Origin of the sequence: Lacipirellula limnantheis, assembly GCF_007746075.1 — a bacterium.
Classification (GTDB): Bacteria; Planctomycetota; Planctomycetia; order Pirellulales; family Lacipirellulaceae; genus Lacipirellula; species Lacipirellula limnantheis.
Genome location: NZ_CP036339.1, coordinates 3,928,095 through 3,953,899, shown reverse-complemented (window position 1 = coordinate 3,953,899; position 25,805 = coordinate 3,928,095). Strand labels below are relative to the sequence as shown.

Sequence of the window (25,805 nt, the reverse complement as noted above, 5' to 3'; positions counted from 1 at the left end):
ATGCGACCCCGTCTGGCTGGCTGCTGATCGCTGACGGCTGATCGCTGTTACCTCACTCGCCCAGCACCGCGGGAACGAGGTACCCGCGCCCGTTGTGCCGCGGGGCGTTGGCCAGGGCCGCCTCGCGAGTGAGGCTCGGCTCGACCACGTCCGCCGCGAAGACGTTCGTGACTTCGACGGCATGCGCCATCGGCTCGACGTCCGCCGTGTCGACCTCGCCGAGCAGGTCGACGTAGCCGACGATCTGGGAGAGCTGGTCGGTCATCGTCTCCAGTTCGGCTTCGGTCAGCCGAAGCCGAGCGAGGAGGGCGACTTTTTCGACGTCGGCGCGGGTCAACGCCATGGGGGCTTAGACCTTCGCCGTTTGTTGCGGGACCTTGAAGGGGGCCACGCGGACGATCTTCCTCACGCCGCCGGAGCGGATGCATTGGGTGCAAACGAGCTGGCTCTTGTGGGCGCCAGCCGCGGTGACGACGTTGACCCGCTGCAGGTTCGGTTTGAAGGTCCGCCGGGTGATGCCGGTGATCTTCGTACCGACGCCGCCCAGGTACTTTTTCTTACCGCGGATGGTGACCTGGTTGCCGATTTGGGGGCCCTTGCCGCAGACTTCGCACTTTCTGGCCATGATCGATCCTGTACTTCTCGAAAAACGCTATGAGTCCTGGTCGCCGACACGTGGCTGGGCCATCCGATGGCCGCCGCCGAGGCGTCCGGTGGTGATCGGTGAATATAGGGTAAACGGCTTAGTATACGGAAGTTACGACGGCCCGCAACGGGGGCTCGCTAGGCGGCCTGACCTGGTTTTGGCCGATCTGTCCGTCGTGAAAACACGATTGCGAGTGACAAAACGGGCGATTCTTGCGGTGCTGAACGGGTTTAGACCTCCATTTTCTGCGAGTTTTTTGCGCGAGCCCGACCTGGGGGTTATGTCCCCGGTCGCGGGACAAAACCCGCGGTTCCTGGGTCTTGTCACCGGGGGGGCTATGGTGCGTTGGCCCGGTATTCCGGAAGCTTACGCTTCCGGCTCGCCGGCCGATGGCTGTTGGCCTGCTGGCGGTTAGTGTTGAGATGTTCACCATAGCGATTTGGGCGGCCATTTTCAACTACCTAGCTGGAAAATTCTCACCGTGCGACGCTTTGCAGCCGTTTGAGGCGCCGCCCGTTCGACTTTGTTGGCGGACGGCGGCGCGACGGGAGCGATCGCGGCGGCGCGTTTTGTCCCGGCGAATCGACGGCGAAGGGCGACGCCGCTTCGGCTACACTTCAGGCAGTCGAGAGACCCTCTTCCCCCCAACTTCTAGGAGTCATTCCGATGAACATGCCCACCCGTCTGGCGCTCGTGACGCTTGGTCTGGCGACGTTTCTCTCGCTGCGCGTCGGCGCGGAGGAGCCCGCGAAGAAGGACGCGGAGGCGAAGGGGCGCAGCAGCAATCAACTGCTCATGCGAGACAAGCTGGTCCAAATGAACGCCGTGCTCGAAGGGCTCACGCTGAACGACTTTGCCGAAGTCGAGGAAGCCGCCAAGACGTTGCGGATGATCAGCCGGGCCACCTCCTGGCACATCGCCGACCCCACGCCGCAATACAATCGCATCAGCAAGAATTTCCAGGAGCAGACGGCCGACCTGGAGCGGCACGCCCAGGAAAAGAACGTCGAAGCGGCGACGCTCGACCTAGTGCGGATGAACATTACCTGCACGCATTGCCATCAGCATATGCGCGATATTGCGGCGGATGGTAAGTGATCACTATGAAAAGGCTTGCAAGTCATGGTCGATCCGAGCTTCGACGCACGGTCGGGAGGCGTCAACGAACGAGCTGTCGTTGACCAGACCGATCGCTACCGCGGCTGTCTGCTGGGGCTGGCGGTGGGGGACGCCGTGGGGACGACCGTCGAGTTTGCACCGCGCGGGTCGTTCGCTCCAGTGACCGACATGGTCGGCGGCGGGCCGTTTGGTTTGCGGCCGGGCGAATGGACCGACGATACGTCGATGGCTCTTTGCCTGGCGGCGAGTTTGCTGGAACATCGCGGCTTTGACGCGCGGGACCAGATGGAACGCTACTGCCGCTGGTGGGAGCAGGGCTATATGAGTTCCAACGGCAAATGCTTCGATATTGGCAACACCGTGCGCGGGGCGCTGATGCGATTCCAAGAGACGGGCGAGCCGTTTGCAGGGTCGACTCACGCCCAATCGGCCGGCAACGGCTCGATTATGCGGCTGGCGCCGGCGGCGATGTATTGGTCGCCAAAGGTGGATGACGTCATACGATATTGCGGCGAGAGTTCGCGGACGACGCACGGCGCGGAGGAGTGCGTTGACGCATGCCGTTACTTGGGATTGATTCTATCGCGCGGCCTGCAGGGGGCGAGCAAAGACGAGATGCTGGCTGACTGCGGCAACGACGTCGTGGCGGCGCCGGCGATTCGGGCGCTCGCGGCGGGGAACTATCGGCAGAAGTCGGTCGAAGAGATTCGGGGCTCGGGTTACGTCGTGCAGAGCCTGGAGGCGGCGCTGTGGTGCTTCTGGAAGTACGACTCGTTTGAGGAGAGCGTGCTGGCGGCGGTGAATTTGGGGGAGGATGCCGACACGACGGGAGCGATCTGCGGGCAGATGGCGGGGGTTTTTTATGGGGAGTCGGGGATTCCTCGAAAGTGGGTGGAGCGATTGGTGCAGGCGAGCGAGATTCGCGCGATGGCTGATCGGCTCGGCGCACGAAGCGATCCAGCCGTGTTCGTGCGCTTCGGCTAAGCCTCAGCGAACGAACACGGCTGGCGTTGGAGATGCTCAACTCTAACTTAATGATTGGGGATGGTCAGACACGCTGACGCCTAGGTGCGCGGGCCAAGGTTAATGCTAATCCGGCTGTCGAGATCAGGGCGAAAGCGGTCGGTTCTGGAATCATTTGATATAAATAGACTCGCCCTCCTTGATCCGATATCAAAAGATTCGGACCATCTGCTGCCATCGCAATGCCAAATCGCATATCACCCGTCGTTTGAGCTGGAAGTCGAAGAAGTTCGACTGGGTCAAGCACGTTCGATATGTCGTGAAAGTAAACGGCGCCGCGTGCAGAATCTTCATTAAATGCCGCGGCTATTGCCAAGTTACCTTCCAACTCTAGCCATCGACCGAACGGAGCTACGGGGCCTCCGAAGGTTGGGACAGGTCTGCCGTACTCGTGCTGGACGACATTATTCCAATCACTAAAGTCGAAAGCCCACACGGCGCCGTCACTTGTGCCAGCGTTGTTGGTTGGGCCAGGATCTGAGGTCACGTGGACTACCGCCTTATTGCCGCTAATTGATACGCGCTTGCCAAACGCGCTGTAGTTTGGCGCATCTGTAGGCGCCAACTGCTTGGAGCGAACGGCATTGGGATTTGTGATGTCATATAGGATCGCAGACCCGGCAAAGGGAAAAGGCGATGAGTGACTGGAACGACCGACAATTGCGTAGTTTCCGCTGATGGCGACGGCATCGCCGAAACCGCCGTCTCCTCCAGGAACAAGCTTTGTTTGAATTAGGTTGTCGGGATTCGTGAAGTCGACGACGTAAGCCGCGGCGGGACGGGTTGCCGCGGTGAACTTGGGCGCTCCAACAATGAGGCGGTTCCCGTCTACGGCAAGCGAAAAGCCAAACGCATTGTTCGGCGCCTCGTCGAAAGCGGTGATCTTACGTTCGATGACATTGAGCGGGTCGGACACGTCGTACATATAAACTGCGCCACGGTCGCCGCGATCGCCCCAAGCGCCGACGAAGACATAATTGCCCGAAACGGCAATTCCATCGCCGAACTCATTGCCGGCGGAGTTGTCGGATGCCCGAAGTCTGGCTATCTGACGAATGTTGGCGGGATCCGAAACGTCGTAAGCAAATGCATAGCCGTCGTCGGCGCCCTGTCGAAAAACACCCGCGCCCACGGCTGCGATCGATCCAGATAGGTCCACGCGGCGCTCAAATGCATTTCCTCCGCCGCCGAAGGAAACGCCTGTCGGCAAGTCGGTAGGCGTAAGCTGTCCCAAAAACTTCACCTGCAGCCCGGGGACGCTTACAGCCTCAGTGGGCTTTGATAAGGTCAATTGAAGTAACGCAATGACAATGCAGCAGCAAAATGGTCTGTTCATGAGCGTTCTCTCCGTTCCAGGGAACAGAATACCGGCGCCTTGAACATTGGATACCGGTATCGGGATAGAGTATAGCGTCGATTGATCGGAAGGTCATAACAAAATCGCCCACCAAACGATTGGCGGTGGTTCAATGGGAAGACGCCGACACGACGGGAGCGATCTGCGGGCTGATGACGGGGGTTTTTTATGGCGAGTCGGGGATTCCCGGGCAGTGGGTGAAGCGTTTGATCCAGGCGGATGAGGTTCGAGCATTCGCTGCTCGACTTCGATCACTATGAGACCGGTTCGCGGCCTCACTTTCCAACCCGCGACGGCATGGCCGGCAATTCGTCGCGCTGCTTTCTTGGCGTCAAACCACTTCCGCTATACTCTCTTCCTGCCCCTCACATCCCCAATTAGGAGAACCCCCCATGCGAACCTTCGCACTGTTATTCCTTGGCGTCGTCGTCGGTTGGGCCGCGTCCTGCGTGGATTGGACGCGCGCTGCAGTTGGGCAGGAAGGCTCGGTTCTTACGGAGCGCTTGACGACCCCCGAAGCTGTTCCCGCCGGCGACGCCGTCGCAACGCAGCAGGTGGAGATGCCGCCATTTCTGACGCAATTCCCCGGCCGCTACCAAATCGCCGCTGAAGGAGCGACTTGCTACCGCCTCGACACCGTCACGGGGCGCGTGTGGCATATCACCCTTCACATGCAGCCCCGCATCGTTGCCAGCGCCGTGGACGTCGAAGTCGGAAGATAAGCCAACATCGCCAGGTTCATCCGCTACGCCCTCTCCATGCTCTCCGCTTCCGTCGCCGGTTCTCGATTCGCTCGGCGCTAATCTGCGTGAGCATCGTCGCCGCGTTGCTGGGGAAACCACTGCGGCTTTTCGTGGTGAACGAAATCGGCGTCGGAGACCGCCTCCCACAAATAGTATTTTGGTCAAAGCACTTCCCGACCAAACCCACTACGGAAATGCAGCATGGACTAAGCAACGATCGAACAGGCCGCGCACGCAACCCACCGTGGCACGAAGCCATTCCCCGAAATCGTCGGGATGTTGATTTCGGCAGGCCTCGAAAACTACTTCGTGGATCCCGTTTAGGATTCGTTGGGGGAGAATCGCCGTCTGCGCGGCGCTAAGCCGCGAGCGGCGACGGTGGTGACGGCGAGGAGGAGGGTGGTTGGTTCGGGGACGGCGCTGGCGGCCGGCGCGGCGGCGGCGTTTCGCTGCCAGATGAGAAAGTCGGCGCCGTCCACGTGGCCGTTGGCGTCGGCGTCGCCTATCGCGGCTGTGGCGCTGCCGCTGTTGTTGCCGAAGTTCGATTTCCAGATGGCGAGGTCGACGGCGTTCACGGCCTGGTCGCCGTTGAAGTCGCCGGGGGCGGGGGCGACGGGATCGGGGACGGCGATGAAGGCGGTGGCTTCGGTGAAGCCGCCGTTGCCGTTGGCGGCGAACGTGCCGAGGAGGTTCCCGGCGAAGTCGTAGCGGGCGATGTGGCCGGCGCCGTTGGCGACGCCGAGGATGCCCACCAGCAGGCCATTGCCGTCGGGGGCGGCGAGGAGACCTTGCGGGAAGGCGAGGTCGGCGACGCTGAAGGCGGGATCGTGGGCGCCGGTGTTGACGTCGAACCGCTGGATGTTGCCGGCGAACAGGCCGGCGACGTAGAGCTCGTCGCCGTGGACGAGGAGGCCGGAGGCGCCGTTGAGCGACGTGGCGGGGTTGATCAGCGGCGCGAGCGCCGTATTCGCAGCGTTTGCACGGCCGATGGCGCCGCTCGTGCCGGCGGGGAAGTCTTGAAACGCGCCGACAAGGAGCGCGCCGTTGGGGGCGAAGGCGAGCCCCGAGAATTGAAAGAGGGATTGGTTCTGGGGGGCGGCGAACTGCAGCGGCGGCCCGGCAGTCGAGCCGTCGAGGTGGAAGCGGGCGACGCCTGTGCCGCCTAAATTTGAGACGTACATCGTCGACCCGTCGCGGCTGAAGAGGATCGAACTGGGCGTGGCGAGGTTGTCGGCGAAGCCCGCAGCAAAAACGACGGGGTTACTGGCCGTGCCGGCGGCGAGATTGTAGTCGTACGCGACGACCTGAGAATTCTGAAAACTCGCGACGTAGAGCTTGGTGAGATCGGGCGAGAGGGCCAGCCCGGTCGGCTGGCTGAGGTTGGCGTTGTCGGTAAGGACCGTGCCGAGGAGGGCGCCGCCGGCGCTGTAGCGATAGACGCTGTTGGAGAGGCGGTCGGCGACGAGGAGGTCGCCGGCGTTGACCGCCGAGAGCGCGGCGCCGCGAGCGAGCAGGGCGAGAGCGAGGCGCAGGGCGATCGATTGAGCGAGAAAGCGGGGCATGCGGCGATTGTCGGGGCGTCGGCGGGGTGCGCGGCAGGCTGTACTGCGGGCAGTGCATCATATTCTGACGAGGGGCGGGAGTCACCGGGCGGGCGGCAGCGGCAACTGCGTTGAACCATGTCGGTTGGCGGGCGGTCATCACGAGCCGTGCGTGAATTGCGTGGCGTCAGCCGCAAATCGCCGGAAGGGTTCGCAACACCCCGAAAATGTCGGCGCGGTTTTGCGTTTCGCGGAGTTCGCCGTTAGACTGAGCGTCTCATCGCCCCCTCATCTACTGGATTTTTCCTCGGCTTCATTTCCTTGGCCGGGCAACTGGAAAGGCGCTTGTATGGAACGGCGTCCAGCACGCAGTGCGTTCACGTTGGTGGAACTGTTGGTGGTAATCGCCATCATTGGCGTTCTGGTGGCCCTGCTGTTGCCGGCAGTGCAGGCAGCCCGCGAGGCAGCCCGGCGGCAGCAGTGCGGGAACAATATGAAGCAGATGGCTCTGGCGGCGCAGAACCATCATGATGCGCAAAAGTTCTTTCCGACCGGCGGTTGGGGTTGGTGGTGGGTCGGCGATGCGGATCGCGGGTTCGGACGGAATCAGCCGGGGGGGTGGTCGTTCAGCATGCTGCCTTACATGGAGCAGGCGCAACTGCGGTCGCGAGCATCGGACGGCGACCCGGAGAATATCGGCCCGGCGCAGCGTGAAGGCGCGTTGCAGGTGCTGCGAACTCGAGTCGAGCATTGGTGGTGTCCTTCGCGGCGACCGCAAAACGTTTACCCGAAGGGGACAAGCACTTATTACGCGGCGAATGCCGCCCGAGCAACTGACGGCAACATCGTGGCGGCGCGTTCGGACTACGCGATGTGCGTCGGCGATCGGAACGTGGTGGAAACGGGCGAGTTCCCCGTCAACAGCGAGGGCTCAGCGCCGACGACGCATGCGGCGTCCAAGACTTATAATTGGGAAACTGACACCGTCGGCGTTTATCGCCGGAATGGCGCCAACTCAGGCAAAGACTGGTACACCGGCGTTGGCTTCCAGCGGAGCGAGATCGGCTTCAAGCAGATTACCGACGGGTCGTCGCAGACGTATCTTATTGGCGAGAAGTATCTCAATCCTCAGAACTATGAAAACGGCGCCGACGGCGGGGATAACGAGACGTGGGGAACCGGTTTTAACAACGACATGTTTCGCGCAGCTTACGATCCGCCGGCGCAGGATCGGGCCGGGTTGCCGCCCAAGGATTGCCAGTCGATGATCTTCGGGGCCACCCATACTGGATGGTATATGGCGTTCTGCGACGGTCATGTGGAAATGCTGGGATTCGATATCGACCCGCTGGTTCACCGCGCCAACGGCAACCGAGCTGACGGGGGAAACCCGCTGCCCATCACCGGCGCCACCTCGCTGACTTGCCCCGGCGGCGCCTTCTAGGTTTGCCTGCCGAGCATTGTCGCTCGTGATGCGATTGCTGCCATCGGGTGAGCGTTTCGTTTCCAAATCCTATCGCGGCACTTAACCTGCGAATTGCGGTTGATGCCGAGGTTCGGGGCTGAAGATTGCCCTCTGTCTTACTCATTCGGGAAGCACTTATGCCGTCGGGATTGCGTGGGGACGATTCGAAAGGTTCGAAAACGCGGTCACCGGCCGCGACTCTACTGGCGACCGCGACTTTGATTGCGATCTCGATCGGCTGCTCGTCGCCAGCAAAGGTCGGCATCTCGCCTGGGACCGCCGCTGCGAAGGCGATGGAGCTGTACGACGCGAACAAGGATGGGGCGCTCGATGCGGAGGAATTGAAGAAGTGCCCGCCGCTGGCCGCGTCGTTGCAGAAGTACGACGGCAACGGCGACGGCAAAATCTCGACTGAGGAGCTCGCCGGGAGACTGGCAGGACTGCTCGCTGGCAGCAGCCTCGCTGGCGTCGACCTGAGCGTGACGCTTGACGGGCAGCCGCTGTCGGGAGCGACCGTGAAGCTGCGGCCGGCGGCGTTTCTCGGCGGCGAACTGGATATGGCGGAAGGAGTGACCGACGAAATGGGCATCGCGCGTCCCACGATTCCCCCCGAACACATTCCTGAGGAGTTCCGCAAATCGCCGCTCGTCCAGAAGATTCCTTATCTTGTCGAGATCACGCACTCGGAGCGTCAGATCCCGGCTCAGTACAACTCGGCCACTGAGTTGGGTTTCGAGGTCGATCCTTCGGCACGCGGCGGACTCTCAACCGTCTTCAATTTGAAGTCGAAGTAACTCGCCCTTCTATGCGGATGCGGCACAGCGGCAAGACGACCGCTGCGCACCGCCGCCAGGTGCAGAGCTTTGCCGCTGACGAGTCAATGGGACGAGCAGCAACGCCGCGACGAGCAGGCATGACGGCGGCTCTGGAATCGTCAGCGGTTGCCCTGCTGCATTCGCCGCGAGTTGGCGCTGCCAAATGAGAAAGTCGGTTCCGTCCACCTGTTGATCGATATTCGCGTCGCCTTGCGCCGCCGCGGCCTCGAGCTCGCCGAATCCCGCGCGCCAGTGGGTCAGGTCGGCGGCGTCGACGGCGCCGCTGCCGTTGAAGTCGGCGTCGTGAACGGGGGCGGCGAGCCGGTCGTTCCAGTAGCGCAGATCGTCAATGATGGGTCGGCCGGCGGCGTCGAGAGCGCCGTCGGCGGCGCCATCGAGGTCGGCGACGTAGAGCTCGAAGAAGCGCGTGCCGTAGGCGACGTTGGCGAGTTCGATGCCGGCGGCGGGGGTGAGGCTGTCGAGTTGGTCGTCGCGGTCGGGGCGATGGACCAGCCAGGAGTCGAGGGCCTGCATCATCGTGGCGCCGCCAAGATTGGTCCAATCGAGGAGATTGTTGCCGGCGCCCATGCCGTTTGGCTGCGGGACGGGGCCGTCGTCGGAGAGGTTTTCGATGAAGAAAGCGAGGTCGGTCTGGCCGGCGCCGTTGTAGAGGGGCGCCAGACGCTGGATGATTTGTTCGTCGACCGGCGTGCCGGGCTGGCCATCGTTGAAGGCGAAGAACGCAATGAAGTTCTGGTCGTCGGGGAAGGCCGTCGCGGTCGCGTCCACGCCGCTCACGATGGCGTCGATGTAGCGCTGCTGGGTGTAGTCGGGATGGTTGCGGATGCCGTCGTTGAGGTCGCGGACGCCAAAGTTGAGCCCGGCGGGCGCCGCTTCGATCGAGCGGAGCGTCGGGTCGTCGCGCAGCGCGTGAGGGGCGCCGGCGGTCTGGACGACGTGGTTGCCGAGCGCTGCGTAGAGCGCGGCCTGCCGCTGCTGGGCGAACGGATCCCAAGGGACGGGGTTCACGCCGCCGCGATGATCGACGTAGGTCGCCGACGCGTTGTCGCGCACGTATTGCGGCTCTTGCGTCATGAAGATTTCGACGCTCAGCCCCTGGTCGAGCGGGACGAGTCGTTCAATCGCCGCGTCGATGACGTCGAAATCATAGACGCCGCTCGCAGGCTCGATGTCGCTCCAGCGGAGACGCAGGGTGAAGCCAGAGACGAAGTCGTAGTCGCGGATGCCGGAGAGCCGATCGTCTGGCGGCGTGAGGGGATTGTCGACGCCGGGGCCGAGGGAATAGATGCCGGCAGGCTGGTCGGCGCGGACCGTGGCCGCGAAGTTGAAGAGGGGGACCAGCGCGAGTGCGGCGACGGCCAGCGACTGGCTGGCGGCCGGGAGCGGCGAATGGGGCATCGCTGACAGGGAACTTGCAAAGGAAACGCTGCGCACGGGCTCAAATGAGCGGACCGAGCGGATCGGCCCAAACTGAATTGGTGGAATTTTCGCGGTGCGCGGGGGGCGGTCAACGGGCTGCGAGCGGATTCAGCCGGCAGCGTGCGGGACGTTGAAGCATCTGCCGCGTGCGGTGCAGAGCGCGGCGGCGAGCACCGAGGCCAGTGCGAGTCGCCAGGGAGCGGGTTCGGGAACCGCGGCGAAGGCGGCGCTGCTTGTCGCGTTCAGTTGCCAAAGGAGGAAATCGGCGCCGTCGACGAGTTGATCGCCGTTGGCATCGCCAGTGGCGCGGGTCGCGCTGCCCGCGGCGCCGACGTTGGATTGCCAAATCGCGAGGTCGGCGGCGTCGACGAAGGCATCGGCGTTGAAGTCGCCGGGAACGCCGTCGACCAGGGCGCGTGCGCGGGCGGCGAGAACGGTGTGGACGGTCGTGGTCGGATGGAGGTCGTCCCAGAAGAGGTATTCGTTGGCGTTGGGGGCGATCAGGCTCGTATTGTAGCTGCTCGCGCCCGATTGCAGTCCGGGGGCCGCGGGGGTGGTGACGTTCGTGAGGCCGAACTTGGTCGGATGGGCGATGGCGTCGGCGAAGAGGGAGGCGACGTCGAGGCGGAAGAACGTTAGCTCCGCGACGTCGTCGGAAAGTTCGAACAGCTTGGCGTCCATCGTGGCGTTGAACTGCTGCGAGCGGTCGTTGTAAACCGCGGCGGTCGTCGGGTTGCCGTTGAAGCGGGGCGTCGCGCCGAGGAGCGGCAGATTCGGGACGAGAAAGTTGCGGGCGCCGGCGGTAATCAGGCGCGAGATGTCAGTGGCGAGACGGTTTGCAGGCGTCGCGACGTTGGTTTGGCCGTTGATGAAGTCGTTTGACCCGGCGAAGACGACGTACAGGGCGGTCGGATCGATGGTGCGCTGGTTGAGATACTGCGTCACCTGTTCGTCGATATCGCGGATGAAGGCGCCTTCGAGTCCGCCGGTGCCCGTGGTTTGCGCGCCGCCATAGGCGAAGTCGTCGCCGCTGGCGGTGCTACGTTTGGTTGCGGGGAGGCCAAGGCTGGTGGCCAGCGTTTCGACCCAGACGGGCCCATTGGAGAAGCGGTCTTCGTAGTAATACTTGCCGGGGTAAATGTCGAACGAGGAACTGGCGATGTTGCCGACGTCGGAGAGGCTGTCGCCGAAGATGACGAGGCTGGTGTAGGGGGCGGCGTGGGCAGGGGTAAGGACGCTCCAGGAAATGCAGCAGGTCGCGGCAGCGAGCAGGGTTATTTGTCGCGGGCTAAACACGGCTCGACCTTTCGGGAGGAAGCTTCCTGTTTGTCGCGGCGCTTGGATGCTGGCAGAGGCGTCGGGAATTGCGCCCCTCGCCCATTTGCTCGAGAAGGGGACAAATCGACTACCCTTCGCGGGTAATGCTGAGCACCAATCCCGCTAGCTTGGGGTTCGTCGCGATCGCATTGCCGGTGTGCACCGAGGGGAGCCCCTGCCAATCGGAGTAGTGCCCCCCTGCCCCTTCGATCACTGGTTGCAAGGCGGCCGCGTCCCAGAGGTTGACGACCGGGTCGATCATCACGTCGGCGCGGCCGGTGGCGACGAGCATGTAGCCGTAGGCATCGCCCCAGGTGCGGGAGAGGCGGCAGGCCTTTTCGAGCTGGTTGTAGACGCCGCGGGAACCCTTGTCGCCGACCTTGTCGAAGGAGGTGAGCTCGGTGGTGACGAAGGTCGCCTCGGCGAGACGCTCGGTCTGTGAGACGCGGGCCGGGATCTTGTGGCCGCCGCCGTTTTCATACCAGGTCTGCCCGCCGGCCGCGGCGTAGACGATTTCGTTCGTGGCCGGGGAATAGATGACGCCGACCAGCGGTTGGTCGTCCCGGAGCACCGCCACCAGCGTGGTGTAGAGGGGGACGCCGCTGATGAAGCTCTTCGTGCCGTCGATCGGGTCGAGGACCCAGCGGTAGGCTGATGTGCCCGGTTTTTCGCCGAATTCCTCGCCGAGGATGGCATCGTCGGGGAATTTGGCGGAAATCTGTTCCCGGAGGAGCGACTCGGCGGCACGGTCGGCGGCGGTCACCGGGGAGCCGTCCCCCTTGCGTTCAACGGCCAAAGCAGCCTGTCGGAACCATTGCAGCGTGGCGAGGCCAGCGGCTCGGGCGGAGGAAACGGCCAGGTCGAGGCGGGCTTGGGTGGCGGGATCGGCGGAGGGCGAGAGGCTCATAGTGAGCAAACTACCAGAGGAGTCGGTGACGCGGCCAGACACAAGAGCGCAAGAGAGACCGCAGTTCTGGCGGTCCTCGCTAATGTAGCAGCCGGAATCGGGAGACCGTAGCGAAGATTTCTCTTGGTGGAAAAATTGAGCGGCAGTCCGTGACCGGGCACGGCGCGGCCGTGGATCGCGGTGCGGTGCGGCTCCCCGCGGCTCGAAGACGATTCGGCAGCAGCGGCGCTGCCGCCCGTTTGATTGCGCCGTTGTCGGCAAGCGCCCGGGTGGAGTAAACTATGCGGCCGCCAGTGGGATTGTGCCGGTTGGGCAGTTCGCGGAGTAACTATCGACGGGGCAATAAGATCGGTTGATTTTTTCTTGAACCTGGGAGCGGCCCATTTAGAATGAACAGGAGTTCATTCGCCACTTCCAGCAGAAGTGGCCCCATGCCAAATCGGTGGGGGCCGAAGCGCTGGAGGATGGACCCGTGATGAAGTCGTATCGAGGGGTTGGCTGGGCGGCGGCGATTGCGGTCGCGGGGTTGGTGTGGACGGTCGAGGCGCAGCAGCCGCCGGCTTCCGTGCCTAACTTCGGCGGCGCGGGGCAGTTGATCACCTACCTGATTCCCTCGGCCGACGCCAAGCCGACCGCCTTGACGATTGTGGAACCGGCGACGAAACGGATCGTCGTCTACCACATCGACAAGACGTCGGGAGAGATTTCGCTGAAGAGCGCGCGCGAAATCGCGGGCGACTTGAGCCTGGAGTACTTCAACACCGGCAGCCCCTTGCCGCAGGAGATTAAAAAGGGGCTCGCGCGGCAGCAGTAGCCGCCGTGCGAGAGGACAATTTACGATCACTCTTCACGCGGACTGCAGTAATGGAGTCGCGCCGCGCGAGAACCCTCACGCTCCCGGACGGGAGCGCGAGCTAACGCGAGGTTGCGATGGAGCAGAAGTTCGTCAAGTTCGAAGAGGCGATCGAGAAGCTGGGGATCTCGGCGGAGCGGCTGAACCAGCTCCGTGAAGAGGGCGAGCTGCGGGCTTACCGCGACGGCTCTAGCTGGAAGTTTCGCAGCGACGAAATCGAGCGGATGGTGACCGAGGGGATTCCCGATCCGCCCCCGCCCAGCGACATCAGCCTCGTCGGCGCCGACGACCTTGTTGATTCCTCGCCATTGATGGGCTTGGATGACCTCGACGACCTCAAGCTGGCCGATGACGACGATCTGTCGCTCGGCAGCGAACTGGAGCTCGCCGCCGACCAGGACGACACGGTCACTGCCGGCGGCAGCGACCCGGCGCTGAGCATTCACGACGGCACGAACGAAGGGAGCGACCCTTCCGATTCGATCCTCTTGAGCGAAGAAGAGCTGGGCGAATCGCTGCCCGCGGCCAGCACGATCATTGGCCGCAGCAAGGCAAACTCACCCGACGCTGACCTGAACCTCGTGACGGACGACGATTTGGCCCTCGGCGGGAGCGACGTGGCTCTGGCTGGCGGGGCATCGAACGTCTTGTCGTCGGGGGTGTCCGGCTCAGGGGTGCTCGACGAGCTCGACAAAGCGTCGGGCGCGACGAGCGCGTTTGAAGATCTGGAGGAATTGGAACTCGACCTGGCCGCGGAATCGAGCCGCATCCTCTCGCCGGCCGAAGCGGCGGGCGTCGCCGAGCAAAAGGGCGCGTTCGCCAAGCAGCAAGCTCCGCCCGATAGCGACCTGAAGATTGAAGACGACCTGGAGATCGACGACGGCACCGATCCTGTGCCGGAAGTCGATCTCGACGCGGGGAAGTCGAAGGCGAACGCCGGGCCCACGTCGGATCTGGAACTGGCGACCGACGAAGACGACTTTGTGCTGGCCACCGACGGCGGCAGCGACATCACGCTCGACAGCGGCGATAGCGGAATCAACCTCTCGCCGTCGGACAGCGGGCTGGCGCTCGATGACATCCCGCTGGAGATTGGCGGCTCGGCCATCCTCGATTCGCTCACGCTCGGCGGCGGCAAGGGCGAGTCGGACCTGTCACTCATCGGCAGCGACATCCAGCAAGGGGCGGCCAAGGGGCCGGGGCTGCAAACAGACGACGACTTCCGTCTGACGCCGCTTGGCGAGAAGGACGACGACGGCGACAGCAGCTCGCAAGTGATCGCGCTCGACGCCGATCTCGGCGACCTGGGGGGCGAAGAAGAAGCCGGCATCCTTGGCGACGACGCCTTCGCGGAGATCGAAGAAGGCGACGGCGTCATGCTGTCGGAAGATTACGGCGACGGCGCCGCGGGCGAATTCGAAGCCGTTGCGTTCGCCGGAGCCCCCACGGCTCGTGCGCAGGGCGAATACACGCTCTGGAACATCCTCGGGTTGGCCTCGTGCTTCTTCCTGATGATGTTTGCGGGGATGTTGTCGCTCGACATGGTGCGGAACATCTGGAGCTGGGAAGACAATCTGACGCTGAACGACTCGCTGTTGGAGTCGCTGGGCGGGATGTTCGGGTTGCGCTAGGGATCGCTTGGGGGGAATGAATGGGCGCGCCAGCGGGTTGATGTGCCGCGGCTGGCGGGGGACAGCGGTATCCCTGCGCGGGGTTGACCCCCTATAATGGCAGGGTGATTCGGGCCGTCGCTGCGTGCGCTCAGCCTTCCTTCCTCGCTCCTGCCAATCCCCGCCATATTCGATGCTCACCAGCAGCCGCTCTCAGCGCTCTTTGTATGGCGCATTCTCCGTTTCTAGCCTCGGGCTCCGCCCGGGGGTCGCGCGGCCGCTGGTTGATGGTGGCTTGATAGGCGGGGCAACCCCCGGGCGGAGCCCGGGGCTAAAAGGCCTTTCGCTATTGCTTGTTTTCGCGGCGCTCGGCTGCGGCGAGAAGGCGGCGATCAAGACGTACGAGCAGCCAGCGACCGAACCGCTGCGGTCGGCCGTCGACGTAGCCGAGGTGAAGGCCGGCACTGATCACATGCTCGCAGCCATCGTCGCTGAGCCCGCGGCGGATCCAAAAGCTGGCGGCGGGCAGGCCTGGTTCTTCAAGTTGGTGGCGCGCGGCGAGGGGCTCGATCCGTTGCGGAAGTCGTTTGACGAATTCCTGGCGACGGTGAAGTTGAGCGGCGCCGGCAAGCCGCCGACGTGGACGTTGCCGGAGGGTTGGGTCGAGAAGCCGGCGAGCGCGATGCGGGCGGCGACGATCGAGATTCCGTACGAAGGGAAGACGCTGGAACTGGCCGTGTCGTCGTTGCCGCTCTCCGGCGAGTGGTCTGACTTTGTCGCGATCAACGTTGATCGTTGGGTCGGGCAGCTGCAGCAGGGACCGCTGACCGCTACGGAGATCGGCAAGCTCGTCCAAGAAAAACCGACCGCCGACGGGAAGGCGACGTTCATCGAACTGGTCGGCGTCATGAAGCCGATGAGCGGCGCGATGGCGGGGGCCGCAGGGATGCCGGCGGGGCACCCGCCGATTGGCGAGGCGGAGCCGACGATGCCGGCGGGCACATCGCCGAGCAAGCCGCCGATTGCCGCGGAAGGACCGCCGCCGGCGATGCCTCCGCTGGGGGGCGGTCCTGGTCCCGCGGTTGGCGGCGGTGAGATGCCGTCGCCGGCGAAGTTCGCTTACCAAGCCCCCGAGGGTTGGCTGCCTGGCCAAATGAGCGCGATGCGGAAGGCGGCGTTCAACGTCGTCGCAGGGGATCAGAAGGCGGAAGTCACCGTGATGCCTTTTCCGGCGACGGGGATGATGGGCGACCCGATGGCTCAGGCCCAACGCTGGGCGGGGCAAGTCGGGCTCACGATGTCTGCCGACGAGGTGAAGTCGGCGGCAAAGCCGACTTCGATCGGCGGCATTGCCGGCGAGTCGTTTGAACTTCTCGGGCCGGAAGGCGCCGAGAAGCCGATGGGGATCCTCGCGGCGATGGCCAAGCAAGGAGACCAGGTCTGGTTCTTTAAGATGACGGGTGATCGCCAGCTGGTCGAAGGCCAGCGCGAGGCGTTCAATAAGTTTATCGAGTCGATCAAATTTGCCGGTGACGGCAAGTAACGAAAGCGGCGGATTATGGCGACGGTCGAACTTCCTCGGTCGAGTGCGGACGATTTTTCGGCGAGCGGCGCGGCGCGAACGAAACGGGGCGCTGCGGAGAAATCGCTGCTGGTCGAGATGTTGACTCCGTTGGCATCATTGCGGCTGACCGTGACGCTGCTGTCGCTGTCGCTGTTCTTGGTGCTGGCCGGCACGCTGGCGCAGATCGACTACGACGTGTGGAAGGTCGTGCACGATTACTTCCGCGCCTGGGTCGCGTGGATCGAGGTGAAGGTCTTTTTCCCGCGGGCCTGGGATCTCGGCGGGCTCCGTTTTCCGTTCCCCGGCGGGAAGGCGCTGGGCGTGGCGCTCGCGGTGAATCTGCTCGCGGCTCACGGGTTGCGGTTTAAGATCACGGCCCGGGGGGGCCGCTTGCTGGCTGGCCTCGCGCTGGTGGCGGCAGGCGCGGTCATTACTTATCTGGTCATTGCCAGCGGCGCGAACACGGCGATTGAGAGCGAACTGACGGAGACGTTCACCAACAACCTGTGGCACGCGATGCGCGCGGGCCTGGGCGCCGCGGCGCTAACGCTGGCTTATGTGATGGCCCTGACGCGTCAGCGGGCCTGGCAGTCGGACGGGGTGTGGCTCTGGTGGTTCGGCGCCGCCCTGGCGGCGCTGCTGCTGGGGATGGCGATTTACTTGTTCGCGAATCCTGACGTGCGGCTCGATCCGGCGGGACTTCGCATCTTGTGGCAGTTAGCCAAGGCGACCTCGGCGAGCATCGTGCTGGCGGTTGGCTGCTGGGCCCTCTTTGGGAAGCGCGGCGGCGTGGTGTTGCTGCACGGCGGGATTGCGCTGCTGATGTTCGGCGAGCTGTACACGGCCCAGTACGTGGGCGAAGCGCAGATGCGGATCACCGAGGGGCAGACGATTTCCTACGCTGAGGACATTCGCTCGTACGAGCTTGCCGTCACTGACGTTACCGATCCCAAAAAGGACTTGGTGACCGTGATCCCCGGCGTGATTGTTGATGCATCGGCGCCGAAGAAAGATCTGGTCGACGGGAAGGAAGCGGTCATTGAAGAAGCGGTCGCGATCAATGACGACGCCCTCCCCTTCGCTGTGCGGATCGTCGAACTGATGCCCAACGCTACGACGCGGCGGGCCCAGCCGGGCGAAGCAACGCTGGCCAATGCAGGACTGGGGCAGCTGCGCGTCGCAACAAGCGTGCCGGTGAACACTGGAGTGAGCACGGAGCAAACGCCCGATGCACCGGCGGCGCTGGTGGAGTTGCTCAAGAAGGACAAGGACGGCAAGCCTACGACCGATTCGCTCGGTACGTACTTGCTATGGCCATTCCTGGGGAGCGAAGTCGTCGAGGTCGACGGCAAGACGTACAACGTGTCGCTCCGCTACACGCGCGTGCCGAAGGATTACTCGATCACGCTTAAGAAGTTCAAATTCGACAAGTATGAAGGTAGCGACACGCCGAAGAACTTCGAGTCGGTCGTGCAGCTGCGCGACCCTGATCAGAACGTCGACGTGCCGCTGTCGACTTCGATGAATAACCCGATCCGCTATGCCGGCGAGACGATCTACCAGTCGAGCTACGACCCGAACAACTTGCAGACCACGGTGCTGCAGGTGGTGAGCAACGCGGGCTGGATGATTCCGTACGTGGCGTGCATGATCATCGCGGCGGGAATGTTGGTTCACTTCTTGCAAATGGTGGTGCGCTTCGTGTCTCGCCGCGAGGACGAGGCCCGTAAGCTTGCTTCGGTGGAAGGCGGCCCGATTCGCCGCCGGCTGGCGCTCGCTGATTGGCGGCGAAATGAAGTGTGGATTCCAGCGCTCGTGGTGTTGCTCGCAGCGGGCTATGTCGTCGGCAAGGCGCGGCCGGCAAAGGAGTCGTCGAGCGAGATGAAGATCCATGAGTTCGCGAAACTGCCGGTGGCGTACGGCGGCCGGACGCAGCCAATGGACTCGCTGGCGAGCAACGCGTTGCGCACGCTGTCGGGCAAGGAGACGTACGAGGACGATCGGTTCGACACGAAGCAGCCGGCGGTGCGGTGGCTCCTCGATGTGATTACGCGAGCCCCGTCGTTCCGCGAGCATCAGGTGATCAAGGTCGAGAATCTCGACGTGCTCCAGGCGCTCAAGCTGAAGCCGCGTCATGGGTTCCGGTACAGCATCGAGGAACTTAGCGGCGCCGGCGACGAGATGGATCGCCAAATCGAACTCGCCGCCGCCGTCCCCGCGGAGAAGCGGAATCTGACGCAGAAGAAATTCGTCGAACTGGCGCGCAAGCTCGCGACCATCCGGACGATGATCGGGGCTTTCAGTCCGCCCCAGCTGGATGGCGCGACGCAGGACGAAGTGCGGTCGAGCGTTCAGCAAACGATCGCGATGATCCAGCAATTAAACGATAGCGGAGCGCCGCGGCCCGTGCCGCCGGTGACGCCCGAGGCGACCTGGCGGACGATGCTCGACGCGGAGACCGCGTCGCTGATCGCCAAGATTGCACCCAATAGCGGCCAGCAGGAAGACGACGCGGCGCTGGCGCTGCGGAACGTTCTGTCGGCGTACGCCGACGGTAAGCCGCAGCAGTTCAACACGGCGGTGGCAGATTACCGCGATATCGTCAAAGAGCGGGCGATCGCCGAGGCGCGCCACGAAGACGCCGTCGCCGTCAGCGGCGAGCAGTCAAGTCGCAAGCCGGCCGAGCGGTTGCGGCTCGATCGGATCGAGTTCGAGGCGTACTTCAATAACTTCGGTCCGTTCACGCTCTGCATCGCGCTTTACATCACGGCGTTCGTGTTGGCGGTGATGGCTTGGCTCGGCTGGCCCGAAGGGTTCAATCGGACGGCGAACTGGCTTCTGTGGTTTACGTTCGCGCTCCACACCTTCGGACTGATCGGCCGCATCTACATCTCGGGACGACCGCCGATCACGAACCTCTATTCATCGGCGGTGTTCATCGGGTGGGCGGCGGTCTTCTTCGCGCTGTTGTTCGAGGTGATCTACAAGCTCGGCGTCGGCAATCTGTTGGCCGCGGCGCTTGGCTTCCCGACGATGATCATCGCGTACTATCTGACCTTCGATAACGACGGCGACACGATCGGCGTGATGCAGGCGGTGCTTGACACCAACTTCTGGTTGGCGACGCACGTGGTGTGCATCACGCTGGGCTACGCGACGACGCTGCTGGCGGGGGCGCTGGGGATTCTCACCATTGTGCTGGGATTGCTTACGGGGCAGCTCAACGACTACCAGCGTAAACAGCTCACGCGCATGACCTACGGCACGATCTGCTTCGCGATCTTCTTCAGCTTCATCGGCACCATTTTGGGCGGCTTGTGGGCGGATGATTCGTGGGGCCGATTCTGGGGATGGGACCCCAAAGAGAACGGCGCCCTGATGATCGTTATCTGGAACGCCATCGTACTGCACGCCCGTTGGGGGAAAATGGTTGGCGAACGCGGTCTGGCGGCGCTGGCGGTCTGCGGCAACATCGTCACGCTTTGGTCGTGGTTTGGCGTGAACGAGATGGGGGTGGGGCTGCACTCGTATGGCTTTACCGAAGGGCGGACGTTCTGGCTGGGGGCGTTCATGCTGAGCCAGCTGGGCATCGTCGCGGTGGCATACGCCTGGCCGCTTATCACCGGGGCGTCCGGGAACGGCCCGCGCGGCGGTGCGAGCGCTGCCGCGGCGTGAGGCAAGCGCCGGTATCGCAGAATGGCGGCATCACAGCACGGCGTCGTGACGCGTCGAGTCATTTGGCCGCGGGCGATAGCCCGCGAACCCGCGGCAAGCGGCGGGGCTAAATGGGCTTGGCGTTACAACGACGCCGCTTGGCGGGGCGGGTAGGTGCGGCGTTCGTTGGAAGTTAAACTGAGGATTCCCGTTTCTCCGTTCGCGATCCCCCCTACGTTCCGCAGCATGAAACTCGCCTTCAGTTCCAACGCCTATCTGCGCTTCACGCTTGAGGAAACGGTGCGCCGGATCGCCGGTCTCGGCTATCGCGGCATCGAGCTGCTGGCCGACGTGCCGCATGCCTGGCCGGCGGGGTTGCTGCCGGAGCGGGTCGACGAGATTCGCCTGCTGATTGCCGACGCGGGGCTGACGATTTCCAATATCAACGCCTTCATGATGAACGCCGTCGCCGACCCCCGGCAGCCGTACTGGCATCCAGGGTGGACCGACCCCGACCCGCACTATCGCGCGATTCGCCGCGAGCACACCAAGCGCGCGTTGCGACTGGCCGCCGAGTTGGGCGCACCCCACATCACGACCGAGCCGGGCGGGCATCTGGCGCCTGGGCAATCGCGCGTGGAAGCGAGCCAGATTTTTTATGAAGAGCTGATGCCGTGTCTCGACGTGGCCGAGGAGCTCGGCGTCGGGTTGCTGATCGAACCGGAGCCCGAACTGCTGATCGAGCGGTTCGGGGAATATCTGGAGTTCGTCGATCGGCTCGATTCGCCGCGGGTGGGGCTGAACTTCGACGTCGGTCATGCTTATTGCGTCGGGGAAGATCCGCAGGACTGGGTCGCGACGATGGCGGAGCAGACGGTTCACTATCATCTGGAAGATATCGCTGCGACCCGCGTCCACCAGCACATGGTGCCGGGCCACGGCGCCATCGACTTCGCGGCGACGCTGCGCGAGATCGAGAAGACAGGCTACGACGGCTGGCTGACGGTTGAGCTTTACCCGTACGGCGCCGACCCCGATGCCGCCGCCCGCGAGGCCCGCGACTTCCTGCTCAAGACGATGCGGGACATCGGCATGGCGGAGACGGCCGCGTCATGAGCGGAGCGATCGGCCAGAGCCGCATGCTCGCTTGGTGGCAGTTGCTGCGCGCCGCGAACGTCTTCACCGCGGCGTCGAACGTGATCGCCGGATTTCTCATCGTGCAACATCGCTTCGAGCCAGCGGCGCCGCTGATGGCGCTTATCGCCAGCTCGGCCTGCCTTTATCTGGCGGGCATGGTATTGAACGACTTTTTCGACGCCGAGATCGACGCGCTGGAACGACCCGCACGGCCCATTCCAGCCGGACTCATCTCGCGCGAGCTTGCCGGAACTGTTGGCTGGAGTTTGTTGGCCGCGGGGGTCCTGGCGGCTTGGGGTGCGGCGTGGTTAGGCCACCGACCCGCGGCGGGACTGATTGGGTCGCTGCTGGCCATCACGGTGGTGCAGTACGACAGCCGCTTGAAAAGCACATGGGCCGGTCCGCTGGCGATGGGGTGGTGCCGGGTGCTCAATGTGCTGCTGGGAGCCAGCATTGCGGCCGATCTTGCCGACGAACCGTTTGCCTGGGCGTTCGCGCTGGGCGTGGGGGCGTACACGATGGCGTTGACGTACGTCGCCCGGAGCGAGATGGTCGGCGCGATGGCGCGGACCCTCCGCATTCGCAACGTGGTGACGCGGATGCTGCAAGGGTTTATTGTGATCGACGCGGCGGCGGCGACGCTGGCCGCCGGTTGGACGGCGGGGCTGGCGGTGCTGACGTTGTTGATTCCGACATTGATTATCTCCCGCTGGGCGGCGATGACTTGACGCGGCGGCGGAACGCGGGCCAGCGCCCGCGGCTAAGTGGGTCCGTTGGCGGCACACGTCTTGTGCGCGGCGGACAGTTGTCAGAACGTAAACTTTACGCGATGAGCGATGTACCTCGGTTACGTCACCAACGGCTGGGCCCACCATAGCCTCTCGGCGGCAATTGATCTGCTTGCCGACATTGGCTATCGCGGCGTCGCGATCACGCTCGATCACAACGCGCTCAATCCGTATGGCGGCGATTTGCCCCGCGAGCTCAGCGAGATCGAAAAACTGCTGGCCCGCCACGACCTGCGGTCGGTCGTCGAAACGGGCGCGCGCTATTTGCTCGATCCCGCCGTCAAGCACGAGCCGACTCTCGTGTCGCAACGGCAAGAAGACCGGTTGCGAAGGATCGACTTCATCAAGCGGGCGATCGACATGGCCGCAACGCTCGGCAGCGACTGCGTCTCGATCTGGTCGGGAGCGGCGCACCATGCTGCCGGACGCGACGCGGCGATGGCTGACCTCACAAGCGGTCTGCAGCGGGTGGTCGAGTACGCCGACCGCCGTGACGTCGATCTGGGATTTGAACCGGAGCCAGACATGCTGATCGACACCACCGATCGCTTTGCCGAGTTGCTCGATCGCGTCGACTCGCCGCGACTGAAGCTGACGCTTGACGTCGGGCACCTCCATTGCCTGGGCGAGACGCCGATCCCAGCCGTGATCCGCAGGTGGGACGGGCGGATTGCCAACGTCCATATCGAGGACATGCGCCGCGGGGTCCACGATCATCTGATGTTCGGCGAAGGGGAAATGGACTTCCCGCCGATCATCGCCGCCCTTGCGGAGGCGGGCTATGATGGCGGCGTCCAGGTAGAACTAAGCCGGCACAGCCACGACGCGCCGCGCGTGGCGCGGCGGGCGTTTGATTTCCTATCACCGATGATGGAGAAGAGGTAGCCGCGAAGGGGAGCGAGAAACGCGAGAAGAATAAAAGGAAGACCAGAGACTCATGTTGTAGCTCCAGTCGTCTTTCTCTTGTTGCGCCTGATCGCGGCTAAAAAATAACCCATGCCCGAATACGTTGTTCTCCTATCGATCCCCGGCCTACGCCGCCAAGACCTCGCCCTCATGCCGCGTCTTGCGGCGCTCACGGCCGGCGGCGACGTCGCCGAGCTAGCGCCCACGTTTCCCGCCGTCACCTGCACGGTGCAGGCGAACATGACCACAGGCGCGCCGCCGAGCGAGCATGGCGTCATCGCGAACGGTTTTTACTGGCGCGACCGCCAGGCCGTCGAGATGTGGACGACGCCCAATGAGTGCGTTGACCGCCCGCAGATTTGGGACACGCTCCATGAGCAGGCCGCGGGGGTCACGTCGGCCGTCTGGTTCCCGCTGCACGCGAAGCACTGCGGCGCCGACTACGTTTGCCTCCCTGCGCCAGTTCACAATCCAGACGGCAGCGAGTCACTCTGGTGCTACACGAAGCCCGAAATGCTGTATGGCGAGTTTCGCGACAAGCTCGGCCACTTTCCGCTGATGAACTATTGGGGGCCGCTGGCGGGCATCAAGTCGACCGAGTGGATCGTTTCGTCGGCTATTCAGGCGGCGGAGCAGTTCCGGCCGAATTTCTTCTACCTCTACATGCAGCACCTCGACTACGCGCCCCAGAAGTTTGGGCCCGACAGCACGGAGACGATGCAAGCGCTCGCTGACCTCGACCGTGAGCTTGGACGGTTGATCGATGGATTTGCCGCCGCGTACGGAGACGCCAAGCCGTTGTGGCTGGCGGCGAGCGAATACGTCATCACGCCGGTCGACCACGTCCTCTATCCGAACCGTCTGCTCCGGCAGGGCGGGCTGTTGGAAGTGAAAGAAGTCGACGGCGGCGAGCTCATCGACTTCGACGAGAGCCGCGCCTGGGCCCTGGCCGATCACCAGTTTTCGCACATTTTCGTCCGCGACCGCGACGCCGTAACCATCGCGAAAGTGCAGGACCTGTTCACCGGCCAACCGGGGGTTGCGGAAGTCTTCCAGCCAAAGAACGCTCCGCAGTACGATCTCAACCACGAGCGGAGCGGCGACCTCGTCGTCGTCAGCGATCCGAACAGCTGGCAAGCTTACTACTGGTGGCTCGACGACGCGCTGGCGCCAAAGTTCGCCCGCACGGTCGACATTCACCGGAAGCCGGGATACGACCCGGTGGAAATGTTCTTCGACCCGGCGACGCGCGGCATCCCGCTGGATGCGACGCTGGTGAAGGGCTCGCATGGCGCTCCGGCGAATGATCCGTCACAGCGCGGCGTGCTGCTCAGCTCGCAGAAGGGGGTGTTCGTCGAAGGACCGACGGCCGATACGGACGTTGCCGAGATCGTGCTGCGGCAGTTTGGGGTGTAGATCGCAACGCGGCGCGACGTCTACCTGGATGGTGAACGACCCCCTGGCGGAGCCAGGGGCTGAAAATGCTGCCGGCTACACTGGTGGATTAAACCGAAAGCCGCGGCTTTGGCCGAAGAACGTCAGCGGATTGTCGTAGACGACGCGCTTGATCAACGACTCGGGATGGCCGCGCTTGCGCATTTCTAGAATGAAATCTGGGACTGCCGTCGGCTTCGACGGTCCCCAGTCGCCGGCGGAGTTCACCAGCAGGCGTTCAGGACCGTACATCTCGACCATGTCGGCCGCGCGCTGGGGCGTGCACTTGCTCACCGGGTAGAGCGTCATCCCGGCCCAGAATCCTTGCTCCAGCACGAGCCCTACCGTGTGCTCTTCGACGTGGTCGACCAGCACCCGGTTGCGATCGAGCCGGCCGTCGCCGGTGAGCATGTCGAGGATCATTCGCGTCCCTTGGTACTTATCCTCCAGGTGCGGCGTATGGATGAGAATTTGCTCGTTCGTTTTCACGGCGAGCTCGATGTGCTCGAGAAAAACCGTCGCCTCGTTGCGGGTGTTTTTGTTGAGGCCAATCTCGCCGATGCCCAGAACGCCGGGCCGATCGAGAAACTCAGGGATCATGGCGATCACATCGCGCGCCAGGGCGACGTTTTCAGCCTCCTTGGCGTTGATACAGAGCCAGGTGAAGTGCTGGATGCCGTACCAGCTGGCGCGTTTGGGCTCGAAGGTCGTGAGCTGCTCAAAGTAATCGCGAAAGCCGTCGACGCTGCCGCGATCGTAGCCGGCCCAAAAGGCAGGTTCGCTCAAGGCGACGCAGCCCATTTTGGCGAGAGTCTCGTAATCGTCCGTGGTCCGCGAGACCATGTGGATGTGGGGGTCGATGTAGTACACGCCAGTACAATTGCCCGCTATGAAAAAACTACGTTGACCCGCGAACCAACTCGCCACGCCGACTCGCCCGCTTACTAGCGGCACTTGTGCCGCGCTCGCGGAGCAAGCTCCGCGGCTAAATGGGCTCGGCATGAATTATGGCGTGAATACAGTGCGGCCTACCCGATAGAACTTGCCGACCTAAAGTTCAAACCGAGTGCGCCAATCCTCATCGTAATCGCGGCTGAATAACAGTTGAATGCGCGCCGCGCGGCTCGGCTCATCCGCCAGCAGCAACTGGATCGCGTTCTCCAGCCGGTCGCGACGGCCGCCGTCGTCGCCGTCCGCAACGGCTCGGTCGAGTCGATCGAGCCCCGCAGCAATTTCCAAGATCCTCGCCCGCAGCGGCAGAAATTCCTGCTCGAGCACGGCTTCTCGCGTTCGCTCGCCTAGCATGCAACTCCCCTTCATGGCTAGCGAATCCTTCCGCGGTTGCGTCGTAACGGTCGTCCGTTGTCCAATCCTTCGGCCGATGCTACCAGTTTCGCCGACGGCACGGCTGGATGCAATGACTCCGCCTTGAGCCCGTAATTGAGCGTATCAAACGAGCCGGTTTTGCGGGCGCGGGGGCACGAGG

The 25,805-nt window shown here is 63.7% G+C and carries 22 protein-coding genes; 13 read left to right on the top strand and 9 right to left on the bottom strand.

What is annotated here, in order from left to right; translation table 11 throughout:
- Nucleotides 1–52: 52 nt before the first annotated feature.
- Together gatC and rpmB are read right to left on the bottom strand one after the other, a co-directional pair.
- Entirely contained in the window at nucleotides 53–343 is a 291-nt protein-coding gene (gatC, locus tag I41_RS15190; RefSeq protein ID WP_145433733.1) for an Asp-tRNA(Asn)/Glu-tRNA(Gln) amidotransferase subunit GatC, read from the bottom strand.
- Between the two features lie 6 nt (nucleotides 344–349).
- Nucleotides 350–625 carry a 50S ribosomal protein L28 gene (gene rpmB, locus I41_RS15185; protein WP_145433731.1) on the bottom strand — a complete coding sequence of 92 codons (276 nt, stop codon included), beginning with the start codon at nucleotides 623–625 and terminating at the stop codon, nucleotides 350–352.
- A gap of 687 nt (nucleotides 626–1,312) precedes the next feature.
- Here rpmB and I41_RS15180 point away from each other — a divergent pair.
- Both I41_RS15180 and I41_RS15175 read left to right on the top strand, forming a co-directional pair.
- Nucleotides 1,313–1,744, top strand: a complete 432-nt coding sequence (locus I41_RS15180) for a hypothetical protein (RefSeq protein ID WP_145433729.1) — start codon at nucleotides 1,313–1,315, stop codon at nucleotides 1,742–1,744.
- Nucleotides 1,745–1,768: 24 nt separating this feature from the next.
- The gene (locus I41_RS15175; protein ID WP_145433727.1) at nucleotides 1,769–2,749 is read left to right on the top strand and encodes an ADP-ribosylglycohydrolase family protein; all 981 of its coding nucleotides are present in this window, start codon (nucleotides 1,769–1,771) and stop codon (nucleotides 2,747–2,749) included.
- Between the two features lie 64 nt (nucleotides 2,750–2,813).
- On the opposite strand, the gene I41_RS15170 is transcribed toward I41_RS15175, so the two are convergent.
- Complete coding sequence (locus I41_RS15170) at nucleotides 2,814–4,124, bottom strand: LVIVD repeat-containing protein (RefSeq protein ID WP_145433725.1); 1,311 nt, start codon at nucleotides 4,122–4,124, stop codon at nucleotides 2,814–2,816.
- A 413-nt stretch (nucleotides 4,125–4,537) separates the two neighbouring features.
- Between I41_RS15170 and I41_RS27295 the strand changes: the two genes are divergently transcribed.
- Nucleotides 4,538–4,867 carry a hypothetical protein gene (locus I41_RS27295; protein ID WP_168206931.1) on the top strand — a complete coding sequence of 110 codons (330 nt, stop codon included), beginning with the start codon at nucleotides 4,538–4,540 and terminating at the stop codon, nucleotides 4,865–4,867.
- A gap of 341 nt (nucleotides 4,868–5,208) precedes the next feature.
- Here I41_RS27295 and I41_RS15160 read toward each other — a convergent pair whose 3' ends face one another.
- Nucleotides 5,209–6,450 carry an SMP-30/gluconolactonase/LRE family protein gene (locus tag I41_RS15160; protein WP_145433723.1) on the bottom strand — a complete coding sequence of 414 codons (1,242 nt, stop codon included), beginning with the start codon at nucleotides 6,448–6,450 and terminating at the stop codon, nucleotides 5,209–5,211.
- Nucleotides 6,451–6,778: 328 nt separating this feature from the next.
- Here I41_RS15160 and I41_RS15155 point away from each other — a divergent pair, with 328 nt between their 5' ends.
- Complete coding sequence (locus tag I41_RS15155) at nucleotides 6,779–7,873, top strand: DUF1559 family PulG-like putative transporter (protein WP_168206930.1); 1,095 nt, start codon at nucleotides 6,779–6,781, stop codon at nucleotides 7,871–7,873.
- Nucleotides 7,874–8,112: 239 nt separating this feature from the next.
- On the top strand, nucleotides 8,113–8,688 hold the full coding sequence (locus tag I41_RS15150) for an EF-hand domain-containing protein (protein ID WP_168206929.1): 576 nt from the start codon (nucleotides 8,113–8,115) through the stop codon (nucleotides 8,686–8,688).
- 9 nt (nucleotides 8,689–8,697) lie between these two features.
- On the opposite strand, the gene I41_RS15145 is transcribed toward I41_RS15150, so the two are convergent.
- The 3 genes from I41_RS15145 to hisN form a co-directional block, all read right to left on the bottom strand.
- Nucleotides 8,698–10,128, bottom strand: coding sequence for a hypothetical protein (locus I41_RS15145; RefSeq protein ID WP_145433717.1), 1,431 nt, complete (start codon nucleotides 10,126–10,128; stop codon nucleotides 8,698–8,700).
- A 129-nt stretch (nucleotides 10,129–10,257) separates the two neighbouring features.
- On the bottom strand, nucleotides 10,258–11,445 hold the full coding sequence (locus I41_RS15140) for an SGNH/GDSL hydrolase family protein (RefSeq protein ID WP_168206928.1): 1,188 nt from the start codon (nucleotides 11,443–11,445) through the stop codon (nucleotides 10,258–10,260).
- 109 nt (nucleotides 11,446–11,554) lie between these two features.
- Nucleotides 11,555–12,373, bottom strand: a complete 819-nt coding sequence (gene hisN, locus I41_RS15135; protein WP_145433714.1) for a histidinol-phosphatase — start codon at nucleotides 12,371–12,373, stop codon at nucleotides 11,555–11,557.
- A 475-nt stretch (nucleotides 12,374–12,848) separates the two neighbouring features.
- Here hisN and I41_RS15130 point away from each other — a divergent pair, with 475 nt between their 5' ends.
- The 8 genes from I41_RS15130 (at nucleotide 12,849) to I41_RS15095 (ending at nucleotide 24,301) form a co-directional block, all read left to right on the top strand.
- Nucleotides 12,849–13,187, top strand: a complete 339-nt coding sequence (locus I41_RS15130) for a hypothetical protein (RefSeq protein ID WP_145433712.1) — start codon at nucleotides 12,849–12,851, stop codon at nucleotides 13,185–13,187.
- Between the two features lie 116 nt (nucleotides 13,188–13,303).
- The gene (locus I41_RS15125) at nucleotides 13,304–14,857 is read left to right on the top strand and encodes a helix-turn-helix domain-containing protein (RefSeq protein WP_145433710.1); all 1,554 of its coding nucleotides are present in this window, start codon (nucleotides 13,304–13,306) and stop codon (nucleotides 14,855–14,857) included.
- A gap of 328 nt (nucleotides 14,858–15,185) precedes the next feature.
- A complete protein-coding gene (locus tag I41_RS15120; RefSeq protein ID WP_145433708.1) occupies nucleotides 15,186–16,379 on the top strand; it encodes a hypothetical protein in 1,194 nt (397 codons plus the stop codon).
- A 15-nt stretch (nucleotides 16,380–16,394) separates the two neighbouring features.
- Nucleotides 16,395–20,075: a cytochrome c biogenesis protein gene (ccsA, locus tag I41_RS15115; protein ID WP_145433707.1), complete on the top strand. Its 3,681-nt coding sequence runs from the start codon at nucleotides 16,395–16,397 to the stop codon at nucleotides 20,073–20,075.
- A gap of 225 nt (nucleotides 20,076–20,300) precedes the next feature.
- Entirely contained in the window at nucleotides 20,301–21,170 is an 870-nt protein-coding gene (locus I41_RS15110; protein ID WP_145433705.1) for a sugar phosphate isomerase/epimerase family protein, read from the top strand.
- Nucleotides 21,167–21,919: a UbiA family prenyltransferase gene (locus I41_RS15105; RefSeq protein ID WP_145433703.1), complete on the top strand. Its 753-nt coding sequence runs from the start codon at nucleotides 21,167–21,169 to the stop codon at nucleotides 21,917–21,919. Before I41_RS15110 ends, I41_RS15105 begins: the two co-directional genes overlap by 4 nt.
- Nucleotides 21,920–22,027: 108 nt before the next feature.
- Nucleotides 22,028–22,864: a sugar phosphate isomerase/epimerase family protein gene (locus I41_RS15100; protein ID WP_145433701.1), complete on the top strand. Its 837-nt coding sequence runs from the start codon at nucleotides 22,028–22,030 to the stop codon at nucleotides 22,862–22,864.
- A gap of 111 nt (nucleotides 22,865–22,975) precedes the next feature.
- Nucleotides 22,976–24,301 carry an alkaline phosphatase family protein gene (locus I41_RS15095; RefSeq protein ID WP_145433699.1) on the top strand — a complete coding sequence of 442 codons (1,326 nt, stop codon included), beginning with the start codon at nucleotides 22,976–22,978 and terminating at the stop codon, nucleotides 24,299–24,301.
- Between the two features lie 75 nt (nucleotides 24,302–24,376).
- Here I41_RS15095 and I41_RS15090 read toward each other — a convergent pair whose 3' ends face one another.
- Both I41_RS15090 and I41_RS15085 read right to left on the bottom strand, forming a co-directional pair.
- Nucleotides 24,377–25,189, bottom strand: a complete 813-nt coding sequence (locus I41_RS15090) for a TatD family hydrolase (protein WP_145433697.1) — start codon at nucleotides 25,187–25,189, stop codon at nucleotides 24,377–24,379.
- A gap of 180 nt (nucleotides 25,190–25,369) precedes the next feature.
- Nucleotides 25,370–25,639 (bottom strand): hypothetical protein, encoded by a 270-nt coding sequence (locus tag I41_RS15085; RefSeq protein ID WP_246133677.1) that lies wholly within the window; start codon nucleotides 25,637–25,639, stop codon nucleotides 25,370–25,372.
- Nucleotides 25,640–25,805: the final 166 nt, after the last annotated feature.

Bases quoted from the DNA above. Each gene is read 5' to 3' on its own strand.
- rpmB (WP_145433731.1), bottom strand. From the start codon at position 625: ATGGCCAGAAAGTGCGAAGTCTGCGGCAAGGGCCCCCAAATCGGCAAC.
- I41_RS15180 (WP_145433729.1), top strand. From the start codon at position 1,313: ATGAACATGCCCACCCGTCTGGCGCTCGTGACGCTTGGTCTGGCGACG.
- I41_RS15170 (WP_145433725.1), bottom strand. From the start codon at position 4,124: ATGAACAGACCATTTTGCTGCTGCATTGTCATTGCGTTACTTCAATTG.
- I41_RS15155 (WP_168206930.1), top strand. From the start codon at position 6,779: ATGGAACGGCGTCCAGCACGCAGTGCGTTCACGTTGGTGGAACTGTTG.
- I41_RS15110 (WP_145433705.1), top strand. From the start codon at position 20,301: ATGAAACTCGCCTTCAGTTCCAACGCCTATCTGCGCTTCACGCTTGAG.
- I41_RS15095 (WP_145433699.1), top strand. From the start codon at position 22,976: ATGCCCGAATACGTTGTTCTCCTATCGATCCCCGGCCTACGCCGCCAA.
- I41_RS15085 (WP_246133677.1), bottom strand. From the start codon at position 25,639: ATGAAGGGGAGTTGCATGCTAGGCGAGCGAACGCGAGAAGCCGTGCTC.
- I41_RS15105 (WP_145433703.1), top strand. From the start codon at position 21,167: ATGAGCGGAGCGATCGGCCAGAGCCGCATGCTCGCTTGGTGGCAGTTG.
- I41_RS15175 (WP_145433727.1), top strand. From the start codon at position 1,769: ATGGTCGATCCGAGCTTCGACGCACGGTCGGGAGGCGTCAACGAACGA.
- ccsA (WP_145433707.1), top strand. From the start codon at position 16,395: ATGGCGACGGTCGAACTTCCTCGGTCGAGTGCGGACGATTTTTCGGCG.
- I41_RS15160 (WP_145433723.1), bottom strand. From the start codon at position 6,450: ATGCCCCGCTTTCTCGCTCAATCGATCGCCCTGCGCCTCGCTCTCGCC.
- I41_RS27295 (WP_168206931.1), top strand. From the start codon at position 4,538: ATGCGAACCTTCGCACTGTTATTCCTTGGCGTCGTCGTCGGTTGGGCC.
- gatC (WP_145433733.1), bottom strand. From the start codon at position 343: ATGGCGTTGACCCGCGCCGACGTCGAAAAAGTCGCCCTCCTCGCTCGG.
- I41_RS15130 (WP_145433712.1), top strand. From the start codon at position 12,849: ATGAAGTCGTATCGAGGGGTTGGCTGGGCGGCGGCGATTGCGGTCGCG.
- I41_RS15100 (WP_145433701.1), top strand. From the start codon at position 22,028: ATGTACCTCGGTTACGTCACCAACGGCTGGGCCCACCATAGCCTCTCG.
- I41_RS15125 (WP_145433710.1), top strand. From the start codon at position 13,304: ATGGAGCAGAAGTTCGTCAAGTTCGAAGAGGCGATCGAGAAGCTGGGG.
- hisN (WP_145433714.1), bottom strand. From the start codon at position 12,373: ATGAGCCTCTCGCCCTCCGCCGATCCCGCCACCCAAGCCCGCCTCGAC.
- I41_RS15145 (WP_145433717.1), bottom strand. From the start codon at position 10,128: ATGCCCCATTCGCCGCTCCCGGCCGCCAGCCAGTCGCTGGCCGTCGCC.